Origin of the sequence: Mycolicibacterium brisbanense (assembly GCF_001570425.1) — a bacterium.
GTDB lineage: Bacteria > Actinomycetota > Actinomycetes > Mycobacteriales > Mycobacteriaceae > Mycobacterium > Mycobacterium brisbanense.
The window spans coordinates 190510-205458 of record NZ_BCSX01000011.1 but is presented as its reverse complement, the minus strand read 5'-3'; the positions used below and the strand labels follow the sequence as shown (position 1 = coordinate 205458).

The following is a 14949-nucleotide window of genomic DNA, read 5'->3' as shown; positions in this document are numbered from 1 at the left end:
CGGCCGCCCCCGCAAAACCCTCGACTGGAACACCCCAGCCGAACGACTACGTGATCTACTACAAACCCAATAACCAGCAGCATTGCGACGACCCCTAGAAACCACCGGGTTTTCGGGTACCGCCACGTCTGCTCGCGCAAGAAGATGGACCCGCCTACACGAGCGTGGCGAGCTCCTGGATCTGCTCTGCACTACGACCACTCACCACCATGGTGGTGACGCCCGCGGCCTCCCAGACCTTGATCTGCTCCCGTACGTAGTCCTTGTCGCCGACGATGGCCGCGTCATCGACCACCTCGTCGGGAATGACCTTGGCCGCCTCATCCTTGCGGTCACTGCGGAACAGCGCCGTCACCTCGTCGACGACGTCGCCATAGCCCATGCGGCGGTACACCTCGGCGTGAAAGTTGGTGTCCTCCGACCCCATTCCGCCCATGTACAGCGCGAGGTAGGGCTTCATCGCCGCGAACGCCGCGGGGCGGTCCTCGGTGATGACGATGTTGGCCGTCGCGCAGATCTCGAAATCCTCGCGGGATCGGCGCGCCCCCGGCTTCGCGAATCCTTCGTCGAGCCAGGCGTTGTAGGTGTCGGCCATGCGTGGTGTGTAGAAGATCGGCAGCCAGCCGTCGCAGATCTCGGCGGCCAGCGCGACATTCTTGGGACCTTCGGCACCCAGCATGATCGGGATGTCGGCGCGCAGCGGATGCGTGATGGGCTTGAGCGGCTTGCCCAGCCCGGTCGTGCCTCCCCCCGAGACCGGCAGCGGGTAGTGGGGTCCCGCGCTGGTCACCGGGGCCTCGCGGGCCCACACCTGGCGGATGATGTCGATGTATTCGCGGGTGCGGGCCAACGGCTTGGGGAACTTCTGGCCGTACCAGCCCTCGACCACCTGCGGGCCGGATACCCCGAGCCCGAGGATGTGCCTGCCGCCCGAGAGGTGGTCCAGGGTCAGCGACGCCATCGCGCATGCGGTCGGGGTGCGGGCGGAGAGCTGCACCACCGATGTGCCCAGCCGGAGCCGGGTCGTTTCGCGGCCCCACCAGGCCAGCGGCGTGAACGCGTCCGAACCCCACGCCTCGGCGGTGAACACAGTGTCGAATCCAGCATCCTCGGCGGCGGCCACCAATTCCGCATGGTTGGTGGGCGGCTGCGCGCCCCAATATCCGAGCTGAAGACCGAGCTTCATTAGTTTGCCTTTCGACCCGTCCTTGCCACGATTCTTAGAACCTGTTCTACTCGATGTGTGACAGCCAGCCAAAGCCGCCCGGCCTCGACAGATCATCACGAGCCGCCACTTTCAGCGCCACTGAAACTGTCTTTTGACTACACCCGTTCAGTGGGCTCGGTGCTCGGTCAGTTCTTCACTGCCCTGCGTGACCGCCAAGTGGTCGGCGTACGTGGGTCGGACGGGCGTGTGCATGTGCCACCCGCCGAGTATGACCCCGTCACCTACGAAGCCCTGACCGAGGTGGTACCGGTCGCCAGCGTCGGCACCGTGGTGTCCTGGACCTGGCAGCCCGAGCCGCTGGAGGGCCAGCCGCTGGACCGCCCGTTCGCGTGGGCCTTGATCAAGCTCGACGGCGCCGACACCCCGCTGCTGCACGCGGTCGACGCGGTGGAAGGCGAGCTCAGCACCGGCACCCGGGTCCATGTGCACTGGGTCGACGAGCCCGTCGGCGCGATCACCGATATCGCGTACTTCGTGCCGGGCGACACCCCTGAAGAGGTTCCGGACGCGACCGACGATCGCGATCCGATCACCATGCTCGTGGTGCCGACGTCCATCGAGATCCAGCATTCCGCGTCGTACCCGGAGAGCGCGTACCTGCGGGCACTGCAGGAGGGCAAGCTTCTCGGCGCGCGCACCGGCGAGAACGGCAAGGTGTATTTCCCTGCGCGCGAGGCTGATCCGGCCACTGGCCAGCAGCTGACCGAGTATGTCGAGCTGCCCGACAAGGGCACGGTGACCACGTTCGCGATCATCAACATCCCCTTCGCCGGCCAGCGCATCAAACCGCCGTACGTGGCGGCCTACGTATTGCTCGACGGAGCCGACATCCCGTTCCTCCACCTGGTGACCGAGATCCCCGCCGACGAGGTGCGGATGGGTATGCGCGTCGAGGCCGTCTGGCGCCCCAAGGAGGAGTGGGGCCTGGGCATCGACAACATCTCCCATTTCCGGCCGACGGGTGAACCCGACGCCGACTACGACAGCTACAAGCACCACCTGTAAGGGAAGCCCCACATGACTCTTCGCGATGTAGCCGTGGTCGGTTTCGCGCATGCCCCGCATGTGCGCCGCACCGACGGCACCACCAACGGCGTCGAGATGCTGATGCCGTGTTTCGCCCAGCTGTACGCCGAACTGGGCCTGCAGCAGACCGACATCGGTTTCTGGTGCTCGGGGTCCTCCGATTACCTTGCCGGACGGGCATTCTCGTTCATCTCCGCGATCGACTCGATCGGTGCGGTACCGCCGATCAACGAGTCGCACGTCGAGATGGACGCCGCATGGGCGCTGTACGAGGCCTACATCAAGATCCTCACCGGTGAGGTCGACACCGCACTGGTCTACGGCTTCGGCAAGTCCAGTGCGGGTGTGCTGCGCCGCGTGCTGGCCCTGCAGACCGACCCGTACACGGTCGCCCCGCTGTGGCCGGATTCGGTGTCGATGGCCGGGCTTCAAGCGCGATTCGGCTTGGATACGGGCAAGTGGACCGCCGAGCAGATGGCCCAGGTGGCACTGGATTCGTTCGCCGCCGGTGGGCGCACCGACAGCGAAGAGGTCACCGGGACCATCGCGGACCTGCTGGAGCGGCCGTACTTCGCCGACCCGCTGCGCCGCCACGACATCGCCCCGATCACCGACGGTGCGGCGGCGATCGTGCTCGCGGCCGGCGACCGGGCCCGCGACCTGCGGGAAAACCCGGCCTGGATCACAGGTTTCGAGCACCGCATCGAAACCCCGGTCCTGGGTGCCCGGGACCTGACGACCTCGCCGTCCACCGCCGCCTCGGCGCAGGCCGCGACCGGTGGCGACGCCGGCTCGATCGAGGTCGCCGAGCTGTACGCGCCGTTCACGCATCAACAGCTGATCCTCACCGAGGCCATCGGGCTGGGCGCGTCGACCAAGATCAACCCGTCGGGTGGCGCGCTGGCCGCCAACCCGATGTTCTCAGCCGGGCTGGAGCGCATCGGCTTTGCCGCGCAGCACATCTTCGACGGCAGCGCGGGGCGCGTACTGGCGCACGCCACGAGCGGCCCTGCGCTGCAACAGAATCTGGTATGCGTCCTGGAGGGCATGTGATGAGCGCTCGCACGAAGAACGAAGGAGCTTGCTGATGGCGACCAAGGCAGCCGTTCTCGGCACCGGGCAGACCAAGTATGTGGCCAAGCGGCACGACGTCTCGATGAACGGGCTGGTACGCGAGGCCATCGACAAGGCCCTCGCCGATTCGGGTTCGACGATGGCCGATATCGACGCCGTCGTGGTCGGCAAAGCACCGGACTTCTTCGAGGGCGTCATGATGCCCGAATTGTTCATGGCCGACGCGACCGGCGCGACCAACAAGCCACTGATCCGCGTGCACACCGCAGGGTCGGTGGGCGGATCGACGGCCGTCGTCGCCGCGAGCCTGGTGAAATCCGGCAAGTACCGCCGCGTGCTCACCATGGCGTGGGAGAAGCAGTCCGAGTCAAATGCCATGTGGGCGTTGAGCATTCCGGTGCCGTTCACCAAACCAGTCGGCGCCGGCGCGGGCGGATACTTCGCACCGCACGTGCGCGCCTACATTCGACGCTCGGGCGCACCTGATCACATCGGCGCGATGGTCGCGGTCAAGGACCGCCTCAACGGCGCCAAGAACCCACTGGCGCACCTGCATCAGCCCGACATCACTCTGGAGAAGGTGATGTCGTCCCAGATGCTGTGGGATCCGATCCGTTTCGACGAGACCTGCCCGTCCTCCGACGGTGCGGCCGCGATGGTGATCGGTGATGAGGAGACGGCCGACGTCCGAGTCGCCGACGGACACCCGGTGGCCTGGATTCACGCCACCGCGCTGCGCACCGAGCCGCTGGCCTACTCGGGCCGCGACCAGGTCAACCCGCAGGCCGGCCGGGACGCCGCGGCAGCGCTGTGGCGAGATGCGGGCATCACCAGCCCGATCGACGAGATCGACGTCGCCGAGGTATATGTGCCGTTCTCCTGGTTCGAGCCGATGTGGTTGGAGAACTTGGGCTTCGCCGCGGAGGGTGAGGGTTGGAAGCTCACCGAGGCCGGCGAAACGGCCATCGGCGGCAAGATCCCGTTCAACGCCTCCGGCGGCGTGCTCAGCTCGAATCCGATCGGGGCGTCGGGCATGATCCGTTTTGCGGAGTCGGCGATCCAGGTGATGGGCAAGGCCGGCGACCATCAGGTCGAGGGCGCCCGCAAGGCCCTCGGTCACGCCTATGGCGGTGGCTCGCAGTACTACTCGATGTGGGTGGTTTCATCGGACAAGCCGGCCTCATGACCCGCATGAAGTACACGCTGAGCGTGGCCATGGGGCCGCTGGAACATCTGACCGGATTGGCGCGCACCGCAGAGGAAGTCGGGTTCGACGCGATCGCCCTGCCTGATTCATTGTTCTACATGGAGAAGCAGGCCGCCGACTACCCGTACACGCCCGACGGGTCACGGATGTGGAATGCCGAGACGCCCTGGGTGGATCCGCTGATCGCGGCCGCGTCGATGGGTGCGGTGACCTCGACGCTGCGGTTCTACACCAACGTCATGAAGCTCGGCTCGCGCAATCCTCTGCTGCTGGCGCGGCAGGTCGGCTCGGTGGCCAACCTCACCAATAACCGCTTCGGTTTCGGTGTCGGGATCGGCTGGGCCCCTGAGGAATTCGAATGGTGCGGGGTACCGTTCGCCAAACGCGGTGCCCGCGTCGACGAGATGATCGAGGTGCTCAAACTCGTGCTCGGCGGCGGTATGGTCGAGTTCCACGGGAAGTTCTACGATTTCGAGCGGCTGCAGATGAGCCCGGCGCCGTCGCAGCCGGTGCCGTTCTACGTCGGCGGGCACACACCGGTCGCACTCAAGCGGGCCGCCCGGGTCGGTGACGGCTGGACCAGCGCGATGATGACGTGTGCCCAACTGGCCGAGACGGTCCAGGCGCTCAACAAGCTGCGGGCCGAATACGGCCGAGCCGACGAGCCTTTCGAGTACCAAGCGGTGTGCATCGACAAGTTCGACCTCGCCGGGCATCGCGAGCTCGCCGCGGCCGGCATCACCGACAACATCGTGATCCCGTGGATGCTCGAGGGCCTGGGCTTCGACGCTCCGCTCGAAAAGAAGCAGGACTCGCTCAAGCGGTTCGCGGAGACCTACATCCACTCCGGCTGGCAGGACTGACATGGCAGTGACCGATCCGAACCATCCGGCACATCTGGCGGGCCTGCGGTCGCGAGCCGCGGTGGCGGCGCGTGACAAGGAGGCGTGGCTGGCTGTGTTCGCCGACGACGCGATCGTGCAGGACCCGATCGGACCGTCGTTCTTCGATCCGGAAGGCAAGGGCCATCGCGGCAAGGAGGCCATCGCGGCGTTCTGGGACAAGGCGATTGCCCCTACCGACAACCTGGAGTTCAGGTTTGTCGACACCTTCCAGTGCGGCGACGAGGAAGCCAACGTGGGCAGCATCGTGACCACCATGGGCGGCCATCAGATCACCACCGAAGGCGTGTTCACCTACCGCGTCAACGATGCCGGACAGATGGTCGCGCTGCGGGCTTTCTGGGAGGTCGGCCGCGCCGCGGCGACGGCGAAACCGGCCTAGCGCAGTTCGACGCGGAGCAGCGCGGCCTTACGCACGATTCCGTCGGGTGGTGCGGTGGTACCGCCATCGGTCGTCACAAAGGCGACGCTGCCGTACGCACCCGGCGCGCGGCTCCACGCGACAGCGGAAGGCCCGACCAGGCTTTCGTCGAACGGGTCTCCCGCGAGGTGGCGCACTTCGCTACCATGGCGGGGCTCAAGCGCCACCCTGTCGATCGTGTTGGCTCGATGCCTTGTGACATAGGCGAATCCGGCGTTTTCATCGATGCAGAAGTCATCGGCGTTGTCGATCGCGGCGACGAACTCCGGCAGCCCCACCGGGTCGAGCGTGTCGGGGTCGACTCCGACACGCATGAAGACCTGTTGCGCGGTCGAGGTGTAATACACATGGCCAGATCGCGGTCCGTACCGCACGCCGTTGACTCCGGGTTGCGGTGGTGGCGGTACACCGCTGTCGGGGTCGTCGGCCATCGTGTCATGGCTCAGCCACACTCGCGCCGCGGCGCGGCGGGCGCCATCGGTGATGTCGACGCGCCAGATCAGCGCGGCGAAGCAGTCGGCGACAAGCAACGTCGTGGGCCCGAGCAGGCAACTGCCGTTGAGGGCACGGACCCGGTCGTCGAAGGTGTAGATGATCTCCGGGGATATCGGGCGGCCCGGCGTCCAGCCGTTGAGATCGACACGGACCAAATGGGATTCGTGCGTGGTGTAGCCCTCGGTCAGGTTCACGACGAACACGTCGGCGGCGACCTCGGCGATCCCCGTGACCGGGTGATCGAAGGTGTGCACCAACACGGGCTCAACCGTCTCACCGGGCCGGGCAGCGGGAACCCACCAGAGTTCTCGTTGCAGAACAGCTGTGACCAGGATCGAGCCGTCGGCGCGAACGGCGAGGTTTTCCAGGAAGTACCGCTCGGGAAAGTACGCGATCGGAGTGATCCCGACGTGCGGCGTGGGGGTCACTGGTCCAGCCCCACCGCGTTGGCCGGCACGTCATACGCGCCGAGGGTCATGCACACCATCGTGAACCAACCCAGCAGCACCGCGACGTCGACGATGCCCGCGTCGCCGAGAAGTTCCTTGGCCCGCCGGTACAGTCCCTGCGGTACGGGGCGGGCAGCGACGAGAGCCGAGGCGAGTTCGTAGACGACCTGTTCGCGTGCATCGTCGAATACCGTGGGCATGCCGGTGATGAGTGCCTGCACCCGCACCGGGTCCAGGTGCCCATCCCGCTCGCCGATGATCTCGTGCTCGTAGGTGGCATACGGCGAGCCCCAGTATCCGGTCACGACGTTCGTGGCGATCTCGATCTCCGCTTTCGTCAGCGTCGATTCACGCTGGTAGTACGCACCAATCGGGACAATCGTTTTCGACAGTGCGGGATTGGCCAGCCAGATCCGGTGCGGACCGGGGACCACGCCGCGCAACTCGCGGGTGCGGTCGTAGGCGTCCCGCATCTCGGGCGGCATGTCGCCGACGGGGGTTTCGACAAAGCGCCCGAACGTGCCGAAATCGGGTATCTCAGTCATGTGGAGCGTCCTTTCGTGTTGCGGCAGGAACTCACCGACCCGGTGCCAAAAACAGAGAACGATCATTCATGTTTTTACTCTCCGCTCCTCGGACGGCGCTGTCAAACGTGAACGTTCGCGCTTTTAGTTACAGTGGGCCGATGCCGAAGGTGTCCCAGGAGTACCGCGACGAGCGGCGCGCGCACATTCTCGCGGCGGCCCGACGTTGTTTTGTCCGAGACGGTTTCCACCAGACGTCGATGCAGGACCTGGTATCCGAGGCTGGATTGTCATCGGGTGCGGTGTATCGCTATTTCCCGGGTAAGAACGCCATGATCGAGGCGCTCGCCGAACAGAATCTCGACGAGGTGATCACCGTTCTCCAGCAGTCGCTCGCGACGGGTGTCAGCGCCGGCGAGGCCATGGCAGCCGTTCTCGAGCATGTCCGCACACGTCATACCGAGGACGACTTCGCCGCAGTCGCCGTGTTGGTGTGGTCGGAAGCGTTGCGCAACTCCGCGCTCGCAGCCCGGCTGCGCGACTCCCTCGATACCGCCGCTCGGGCGCTGACCGCACAGGCTCAGGCAAACGGCCCGCACGATGTTCCGCCCAGGGCCGTAGCCGATCTGCTGTTGTGCACGTTGCCGGGGTATCTCATGCAGTTGGCCATCCGAGGCCCGCGCGCCGTCGACAGAATCCCCGCTGACGTGAAGGAGACCTTCTCCCCTGCCGCGACGTCGAAACCCGCGAGAAGGCAAGCGAACTCAGCGAGGAAGTCCGCCCAGCGCGGTGGGCATATGCCGCGTCCCGAAGGCCGCAGCACCCGCTGACGCCCAGCGCCTAAGTCTCTATCTCCGCGAGCCCGGTCATGTACCGCTGGGCCAGTTCCTGGTACGCCTGCGGGTTGGCGTTGACCCACATCTCGGCCCCGGTGCCACCGATCGGTCCTCTGATCTTCGCGGGCGCACCGGTGACCAGCACTTCGTCGGGAATCTTGGTGCCGCCCACCACCAATGAGTGGGCAGCGATCAAGCTGCGTCGCCCGATCACGGCACCGTCGAGCACCGTCGAATGGTTGGCGATCAACGCCTCGGCCCCGACATGTGCGCCATGCACGACGCACATGTGCGCCACCGTCGCACCCGGGCCGATATCCACCGGGATACCGGGCGGAGCGTGCAGAACGGAGCCGTCCTGCACGTTGGCGCCCACCCGGATCACGACGGGCGCGTAGTCGCCCCGCAGGACCACGTTGAACCACACCGACGCACCGGCCTCGACCGTGACATCACCGATCAACGTCGCGGTCGGCGCCACGAATGCGGTGGGATCCACTCTGGGCGCGCGGCCCTCGAATGAGTACAGGGGCATCGTTCACATATACCGCAGGCCAGCCCCGCAGGCCCGGCACTCGCCCATCGCGACGCGTACTGTGAACAGTAACTATGCCGTTCCCGACGTCATCGCCGCTGAAATTCGTGCTCACTGCAGGTCTCGCCACGATCGTCGCCACGACGGCGGCGAGCTGCTCCGCCACCGACCCAGGCTCGGCCGCGCGCTGGGGTATGACGCCCACCACAGCGTCCAGTGCGCCGCCCGCAGCCGCCCCGCCGGTCGCCGGTACCACCAAGCCCGGCAGCCTCGACTACAGCCGCCTGATGTTGACCGCGACCGACATCAGCATTCCGCCGGACACCTTCACCGTCAGGTCGTCGAACACCAATCCGAACGGCATGTCCGGCGCGAGCGCGTTCTTCGTGAACACCGACGACACCAAGGCCATCGCCGACACGATCCTGATCTATCCCGACGCCGCCACCGCGACGGCCACGCTGCGGCAGGCGTCGACCGCGGTGAGCACCATTGTCACCGGCGGAACCCCGCAGCCGTTCCCGGTCGGCACGGACGGCACCATCGTCGCCGGCGTGTCGCCCGATGGCGCCAAGGCAGTGACGCTTCTCATGTTCACCGAGGGGCGCGCGCTGGTGCGGCTCGAGTTCGACAGTGCCCCTGGCCAACCAGCCTCACCGGAGGTCGTGACCAGCGTCGGACGGATGCAGGAGATCGCGCTGCGGGTGGGAGTGCCCGCCACCTGACGCGGCCGAGCCCGCGCTATGCGGCAGGTCACGCACCCGCGATTGCCAGACGCGGCGGCAAAACTGTAACGTGTTCTAGTTAGAGAGAGCAGACTGGAGGCGTCATGGCTACGGAGACTGCCGGCGGGCAGGAGCGCAGCGACCGGGGAAGCGGTGTTGCCATTCGAGAGATCGACACCGGCGCATTGCCCGATCGGTACGCGCGGGGCTGGCACTGCCTCGGACCGGTGAAGGACTACCTGGACGGCGAGCCGCACTCCATCGAGGCGTTCGGGACCAAGCTGGTGGTTTTCGCCGATTCGCAGGGGGAACTCAAGATTCTCGACGGTTACTGCCGTCACATGGGTGGGGACCTGTCCCAGGGCACCATCAAGGGCGACACCATCGCCTGCCCGTTCCACGATTGGCGCTGGGGCGGCGACGGCAAGTGCAAGCTGGTGCCCTACGCCAAGCGCACTCCCCGCCTGGCGCGCACGCGGGCCTGGCACACAGATGTCCGCGGTGGCCTGTTGTTCGTGTGGCACGACCACGAGGGCAACCCGCCGCAGCCCGAGGTCCGGATCCCCGAGATCCCGGAGTTCGCCAGTGACGACTGGACCGACTGGCGCTGGAACACGATGCTCATCGAGGGCTCCAACTGCCGCGAGATCATCGACAACGTCACCGACATGGCGCACTTCTTCTACATCCACTTCGGCCTGCCGACGTACTTCAAGAACGTGTTCGAGGGCCATATCGCGTCGCAGTACCTGCACAACGTGGGCCGTCCCGATATCGGCGGCATGGGCACCGCGTACGGTGAGGCACACCTCGATTCGGAGGCGTCGTACTTCGGGCCGTCGTTCATGATCAACTGGCTGCACAACAACTACGGCGGTTACAAGGCCGAGTCCATCTTGATCAACTGCCACTACCCGGTCAGCCAGGACGCGTTCGTGCTGCAGTGGGGCGTGATCGTCGAGAAGCCCAAGGGGATGGACGACGCCACCACCGACAAGCTGGCCAAGGCGTTCACCGACGGTGTCAGCAAGGGCTTTCTGCAGGACGTCGAGATCTGGAAGCACAAGACCCGCATCGACAACCCGTTGCTGGTCGAGGAGGACGGCGCGGTGTACCAGATGCGCCGCTGGTACCAGCAGTTCTACGTCGACGTGGCCGACATCACGCCGGACATGGTCGACCGGTTCGAGATGGAGGTCGACACCACCGCGGCCAACGAGAAGTGGCACATCGAGGTGGAGGAGAACCTCCGGCAGCAACAGGCGGAGCAGGCGCAGACGCCATGAAGCCCGAGGTCGACGCGTTGGCCCGCTCGATGCTGCTGCTGCACGGGGTGCACGATGACGACGAAGGCGCGCACCCCGCCAGGAGCGGGCGGACGCCCGGAACATGGTCCAAGGCACCGGATTTCGCGTCCGATCCGCGGCGGGCGGCCGCAGTCCGGGAGGCTACCGAGCGGGATCGCCAGCGGTACCTGACCTCGGGGCTGGCGTCGGTCGACTGCCGGTTCTGCCACGTCACGGTCCAGGTCAAGAAGTTGGGTCCGGAACACACGTCGGTGCAGTGGAGTTCGGAGGCGACGCAACGCTGCGCGGTGTTCACCGAACTCCGCGAGTCCGGAGGCGATCCGGCACGGGCACGCTCGTGCCCGCGGTTGACGGATAGCATCAGGCATGCGGTCGCGGAGGGTTGCCTGGAGGAGTTCTCCTCGGCGCGTTCGCCTGGCGACGGCTGAGGGAATCGCCAGACGAGGGTCGATGCTGATCCTCGGCGTGGCCCTCGCTCTGACCGGCTGTACCCGGGTGCTCGACCAGCCACAGCCGCAGGCCGAACACCCGGTGGCTCCCATCCCGGCGGGACAGGTCCACGACCTGCTGAGTCCGCACGTCCAGGATCAGGACGGCAACCTGTTCGTCACGGTGTCACCCGAGACGTGCAGCGGGGTGGCCCGAGAAGTCGATCCGCCGTTCATCGCCGACCGTCACCCAGCGGCCACCGACGGTGGACACTGGGCCGACGAGGGTCGGGTGTACATCGAAGAGATGGTCGCGGTCTATCGCCGCGACTTCGATCCCAAGGCAGCGCTCGCCGACGCCCGCCACACCATCGATTCATGCCGCAACGTCACTTTCACTGTCACCACGATGCGCGGCCAGCACTACACATTCACTCTTCTGCCCCAGGCGAACTCGGGATCACCGGACATCGTTGTGTGGTCGTTCCGCAGCCCGGACTGGGCCTGCGACAGTGCATTCGTCGCCGCGCACAACGCCGCGATCGAGATCTCGACGTGTGGCGCGGTAGGCGGCTACGACGTGCTGTCACTGGCCCGCGAGGCACTCAAGCGGATCGACACACTCGCGAACACCACGGTGTGAGGGCCGCTCACAGCCCGGCGAAGCGCTCCTTGACCTGCTCGGTGGTCAACCCGTAGTCGGCCAGATCATAGGTGTGCTTGGGCGCGCGGGGCCCCTTCTTGCTGGCCTCGTTCACCGCGGTGACCGCGGCGCGGGCCGCATCGGTATAGGGCAGGCCGAAGTGCTTGTACACGTTCTCCACGGTCGCAGTCGGATCGGCGATGAAATCGAAGTAGTCGACATCGTAGAACTGGGCCGAATCATGCTTGGCCCGTTCGGCATTGAACAACTCAAGCCCGCGCGACCAGGTCTCGAGCGCATCCGCACCGATCTGGTCGCCGGTGAAACTGTTCGACCATCCTTCGGTGGTGTGCTGGGACAACGAGCACATCGAAGCCATGATGGTCTCGGCAGGCCGGTGGCACTGGATCACCAGCGCGTCGGGGTACGTTGCGAACACCGCGTCCAGCGCGAACAGATGACTGGGATTCTTGAGCACCCAACGCTTTTCCGGATCGTTGAGCCCGATCAGCTGCAAGTTGCGGCGGTGGCGCTGATACGACCGCGTCCAATCCTGCTCGGCGAGCCAATGGGCGTAGGTGGGCAGGTGGGCGAGCGTCTCATACGACACCGAGTGCAGCGACTGGCGCAGCAGCTGCCAGCACTCTTCCACTTCGTCGGCCGTCATGAAGTGCAGCCCGGTGTAATCCGGGTTCTCCTCGTGATGCTGGTCGAACCGGGCCGCCAGTTGCTGGTAAACGGGGTTCTGCGGCCACGTTTCGCGCGGCGGCCGGGGCTGCGGGAATTCCGCGAGCCACATCTCCAAACCCTGATGTGCGGGGTCGGCGGTCAACAACCGGTGCAGCACCGTGGTGCCCGTGCGCGGCAATCCCGTGACGAAGATCGGCCGCTCGATCGCCACCTCGGCGTGCTGCGGATACTGCTTCCAGGACGATTCACTCAGCAACCGGGCGATCAGGGCGTTGCGTAGGAAGAACCGGGACATCTTGCTGCCGAGCTCGGTGAGATCGGCGTCGCGCTGATACGACTCGAGCAGTACGCCAAGGGCTTCGCGGTAGTTGTCGTCGTCGGCCCCGAAGTCGTCGAGTCCGGTCGCCTTGGTCGCCGAGGCGTGTAGATCGTCGACGGTGCCGACATTGGTCCTGCCGTTGGTTCCGCTCGTCACGCCTTGTACTCCCCGCAGTTCACATCGAGGGCCTGGCCCGTGATGCCGCTCGCCATGTCGCTGGCCATGAACAGGATGGCCGAGGCGACCTCGTCCTCGGTCGGCAACCGCTTGAGATCTGATGCGGCCGCCGTGGCCTTGTAGATCTCCTCGACCGTGGTGCCGTACTTGTCGGCCTGGTGAGCGAAGTAGCCCTCCAGGGTGCCGCCCCAGATATAGCCGGGCAGAACGGAATTGACTCGGATACCCTGGTCGCCCAGCTCGGTGGCCAGCGTCTGCGACATCGCCAGCAGTGCGGATTTGGCCATTTTGTATGCGCCGTACTTGGCCTGCGAGTGCCGCACCACCATGGAGTTGACGTTGACGACCGCCCCCTTGGACTCTGCCAACGCCGGCGTGAAGGCCTGGATCAGTCGCAGCGCCCCGAACACCGTGAGCTCGATGGCCTCGCGCATGTGCTCGAAGGTGGTGTTGGCGAAGGGCTTCATCGACGGCACCCGAAACGCGTTGTTGATCAACACGTCAACCTTGCCGTAGGCCTCCGTCGCCGCCGAGACGAGGTTGTTGACCTGATCGTCGTCGGTGATGTCGGTGCCGACCGCGATCGCGCGCCGCCCCACGTCGGCGACCTGCTTGGCGACGTCGTCGAGCCGTTCGACGGTACGAGCCGCGAGCACCAGATCGGCTCCCGCCTCGGCGCACCGGCGCGCCAGTGTGGTGCCCAGCGCGGGACCGACCCCACTGATGACGACCACCTTGTCTTCCAGAAGTCCAGACATCTGCTACCCCAGCATCCTGTTGGCGATTTGCTTCTGGCGCAGGGCGATCCGCTGCCGCCAGTCTTCTTGCGTGATCTTGTTGCTCTCGTAGTACGGCAAGGACGCCTCGACCTTGGCGAGGTCCACCAGTTCCACCGTCGGGCCGTCGGCCTCGGTCAGCTCGCGCGACACCCGCTGCCATCGGAATTGCAAGAATCCCTTGGCGTGGCCCAGGGTCTCCACCCAGTTGGTGACGCCGGGGTTCTCATCGGAGACGACGATGCGGATCTTGCCGTCCGGATCCGCTTGGGCCTGAGTGCCGTTGAGCGACGTCTGATGGTTGATGTAGTCCAGCGAGATGTACCAGAGGCTGCCCAGCTGGAATCCGAGATAGGGCGCGTCGGTGACCGGCAGCGTGATGACCATCGCCTGATCCGGCTTGAGTTCGTAATGCCCGGCCGACGAATACTGGGTCGCCAGACCGCCGGGAGTGAGCCGCGGCGCCACCATGGTGTTGACGGGGATGTTCATGTAGAACCACTGCGGGAACTGCAGCCACGTCTTGATCCGTTGCACCAGCTGCTTACCGGCTGTGGCATAGCGCTTTTCGATCAGCTCCCGGGTCAGCGCAGGCGGTGCGGTGCCCGCTGTGTCGGTGCGAGCGATCGCCAGGGTGCCGCGCTGGGCCGACCAGTCGTTGTAGACCTCCCGGATCACCAGCTGGGCCGGACCCTTCGGTGTCACCCGCCATTCGAAGGTGCCGTCCTCGGCGATGTCGAGGGCCCGGTCGTCGAACGCGGTCTCACTGTCGGGCACGTTCGAGTCGGTGTATTCCCCGCCGAGCATCTGGAAACTGAGATCCGTAGTGGTGCCGCGCGTTCCGGTCACGACGTACTCGTGGCCGGCCTGCACCCGGGTGCCGAAGTACAGGGTGTCCGGGTTGTCCAGTCCCATCTTGTTGAACGGGCCCGTGCCCGATTGCAAGAACGGGTGGTCGCGGTCGTAGTCGAACGCCATGTGCGTACAAGCCGAGATGCCGCCTGCGAGGTATTGCAGGCCTTCGAGCAGATCAGCTTCGGATTCGATGTGCGGCGCCTCGCGGACCAGGCGCTCGGCCTCCGCGATGGCGTCGACAAATGGTTGGGCGTACATCCGTCCCCGTCCTCGCGGTCCAATATTGGACCGCAGTGGTAGAGTTTCCGACCTGAGGTTAGAACGCGTTCTAG

At 65.9% G+C, this 14949-nt stretch carries 17 protein-coding genes; 10 read left to right on the top strand and 7 right to left on the bottom strand.

Annotation, left to right across the window (positions count from 1 at the left end):
• Positions 1–154 precede the first annotated feature (154 nt).
• A complete protein-coding gene (locus RMCB_RS05195; RefSeq protein WP_062827925.1) occupies positions 155–1186 on the bottom strand; it encodes an LLM class F420-dependent oxidoreductase in 1032 nt (343 codons plus the stop codon).
• A gap of 57 nt (positions 1187–1243) precedes the next feature.
• Here RMCB_RS05195 and RMCB_RS05190 point away from each other — a divergent pair, with 57 nt between their 5' ends.
• Genes RMCB_RS05190 through RMCB_RS05170 form a run of 5 tightly spaced genes read left to right on the top strand, consistent with a single transcriptional unit; the run spans position 1244 to position 5819 of the window.
• The gene (locus tag RMCB_RS05190) at positions 1244–2233 is read left to right on the top strand and encodes a Zn-ribbon domain-containing OB-fold protein (RefSeq protein WP_062827924.1); all 990 of its coding nucleotides are present in this window, start codon (positions 1244–1246) and stop codon (positions 2231–2233) included.
• 12 nt (positions 2234–2245) lie between these two features.
• Positions 2246–3307 (top strand): thiolase family protein, encoded by a 1062-nt coding sequence (locus RMCB_RS05185; RefSeq protein WP_062827923.1) that lies wholly within the window; start codon positions 2246–2248, stop codon positions 3305–3307.
• Positions 3308–3341: 34 nt separating this feature from the next.
• Positions 3342–4514 (top strand): thiolase family protein, encoded by a 1173-nt coding sequence (locus RMCB_RS05180; RefSeq protein ID WP_062827922.1) that lies wholly within the window; start codon positions 3342–3344, stop codon positions 4512–4514.
• A 5-nt stretch (positions 4515–4519) separates the two neighbouring features.
• Positions 4520–5398 (top strand): TIGR03619 family F420-dependent LLM class oxidoreductase, encoded by an 879-nt coding sequence (locus tag RMCB_RS05175; RefSeq protein WP_062827939.1) that lies wholly within the window; start codon positions 4520–4522, stop codon positions 5396–5398.
• Position 5399: 1 nt separating this feature from the next.
• Positions 5400–5819 carry a nuclear transport factor 2 family protein gene (locus RMCB_RS05170; RefSeq protein WP_062827921.1) on the top strand — a complete coding sequence of 140 codons (420 nt, stop codon included), beginning with the start codon at positions 5400–5402 and terminating at the stop codon, positions 5817–5819.
• Here the strand turns inward: RMCB_RS05170 and RMCB_RS05165 are convergent.
• Together RMCB_RS05165 and RMCB_RS05160 are read right to left on the bottom strand one after the other, a co-directional pair.
• The gene (locus tag RMCB_RS05165; protein ID WP_062827920.1) at positions 5816–6781 is read right to left on the bottom strand and encodes a hypothetical protein; all 966 of its coding nucleotides are present in this window, start codon (positions 6779–6781) and stop codon (positions 5816–5818) included. The two genes, RMCB_RS05170 and RMCB_RS05165, sit on opposite strands and share 4 nt — an antisense overlap.
• Positions 6778–7347: a carboxymuconolactone decarboxylase family protein gene (locus RMCB_RS05160; protein ID WP_062827938.1), complete on the bottom strand. Its 570-nt coding sequence runs from the start codon at positions 7345–7347 to the stop codon at positions 6778–6780. Before RMCB_RS05160 ends, RMCB_RS05165 begins: the two co-directional genes overlap by 4 nt.
• A gap of 140 nt (positions 7348–7487) precedes the next feature.
• On the opposite strand from RMCB_RS05160, the gene RMCB_RS05155 reads away from it, so the two are divergent.
• Positions 7488–8156 carry a TetR/AcrR family transcriptional regulator gene (locus RMCB_RS05155; RefSeq protein ID WP_084388366.1) on the top strand — a complete coding sequence of 223 codons (669 nt, stop codon included), beginning with the start codon at positions 7488–7490 and terminating at the stop codon, positions 8154–8156.
• A gap of 10 nt (positions 8157–8166) precedes the next feature.
• Here the strand turns inward: RMCB_RS05155 and RMCB_RS05150 are convergent, their stop codons facing one another.
• The gene (locus RMCB_RS05150; protein ID WP_029372253.1) at positions 8167–8697 is read right to left on the bottom strand and encodes a gamma carbonic anhydrase family protein; all 531 of its coding nucleotides are present in this window, start codon (positions 8695–8697) and stop codon (positions 8167–8169) included.
• Between the two features lie 194 nt (positions 8698–8891).
• Between RMCB_RS05150 and RMCB_RS05145 the strand changes: the two genes are divergently transcribed.
• The 4 genes from RMCB_RS05145 to RMCB_RS05130 all read left to right on the top strand — a co-directional run bounded on the left by RMCB_RS05145 (position 8892) and on the right by RMCB_RS05130 (position 11800).
• The gene (locus tag RMCB_RS05145; protein ID WP_036425442.1) at positions 8892–9422 is read left to right on the top strand and encodes a hypothetical protein; all 531 of its coding nucleotides are present in this window, start codon (positions 8892–8894) and stop codon (positions 9420–9422) included.
• 104 nt (positions 9423–9526) lie between these two features.
• Complete coding sequence (locus RMCB_RS05140) at positions 9527–10708, top strand: 3-ketosteroid-9-alpha-monooxygenase, oxygenase component (protein ID WP_062827918.1); 1182 nt, start codon at positions 9527–9529, stop codon at positions 10706–10708.
• Positions 10705–11157: a hypothetical protein gene (locus RMCB_RS05135; protein WP_062827917.1), complete on the top strand. Its 453-nt coding sequence runs from the start codon at positions 10705–10707 to the stop codon at positions 11155–11157. Before RMCB_RS05140 ends, RMCB_RS05135 begins: the two co-directional genes overlap by 4 nt.
• Before the next feature lie 22 nt (positions 11158–11179).
• A complete protein-coding gene (locus RMCB_RS05130; RefSeq protein ID WP_062827916.1) occupies positions 11180–11800 on the top strand; it encodes a sensor domain-containing protein in 621 nt (206 codons plus the stop codon).
• 7 nt (positions 11801–11807) lie between these two features.
• On the opposite strand, the gene RMCB_RS05125 is transcribed toward RMCB_RS05130, so the two are convergent.
• The 3 genes from RMCB_RS05125 to RMCB_RS05115 are packed head-to-tail and all read right to left on the bottom strand — an operon-like array spanning position 11808 to position 14875.
• Positions 11808–12965: a sulfotransferase family protein gene (locus RMCB_RS05125; protein WP_062827915.1), complete on the bottom strand. Its 1158-nt coding sequence runs from the start codon at positions 12963–12965 to the stop codon at positions 11808–11810.
• Entirely contained in the window at positions 12962–13744 is a 783-nt protein-coding gene (locus RMCB_RS05120; protein ID WP_062827914.1) for an SDR family oxidoreductase, read from the bottom strand. The genes RMCB_RS05125 and RMCB_RS05120 overlap by 4 nt, the downstream gene beginning before the upstream one ends.
• A 3-nt stretch (positions 13745–13747) precedes the next feature.
• Complete coding sequence (locus RMCB_RS05115) at positions 13748–14875, bottom strand: hypothetical protein (protein ID WP_062827913.1); 1128 nt, start codon at positions 14873–14875, stop codon at positions 13748–13750.
• Positions 14876–14949: the final 74 nt, after the last annotated feature.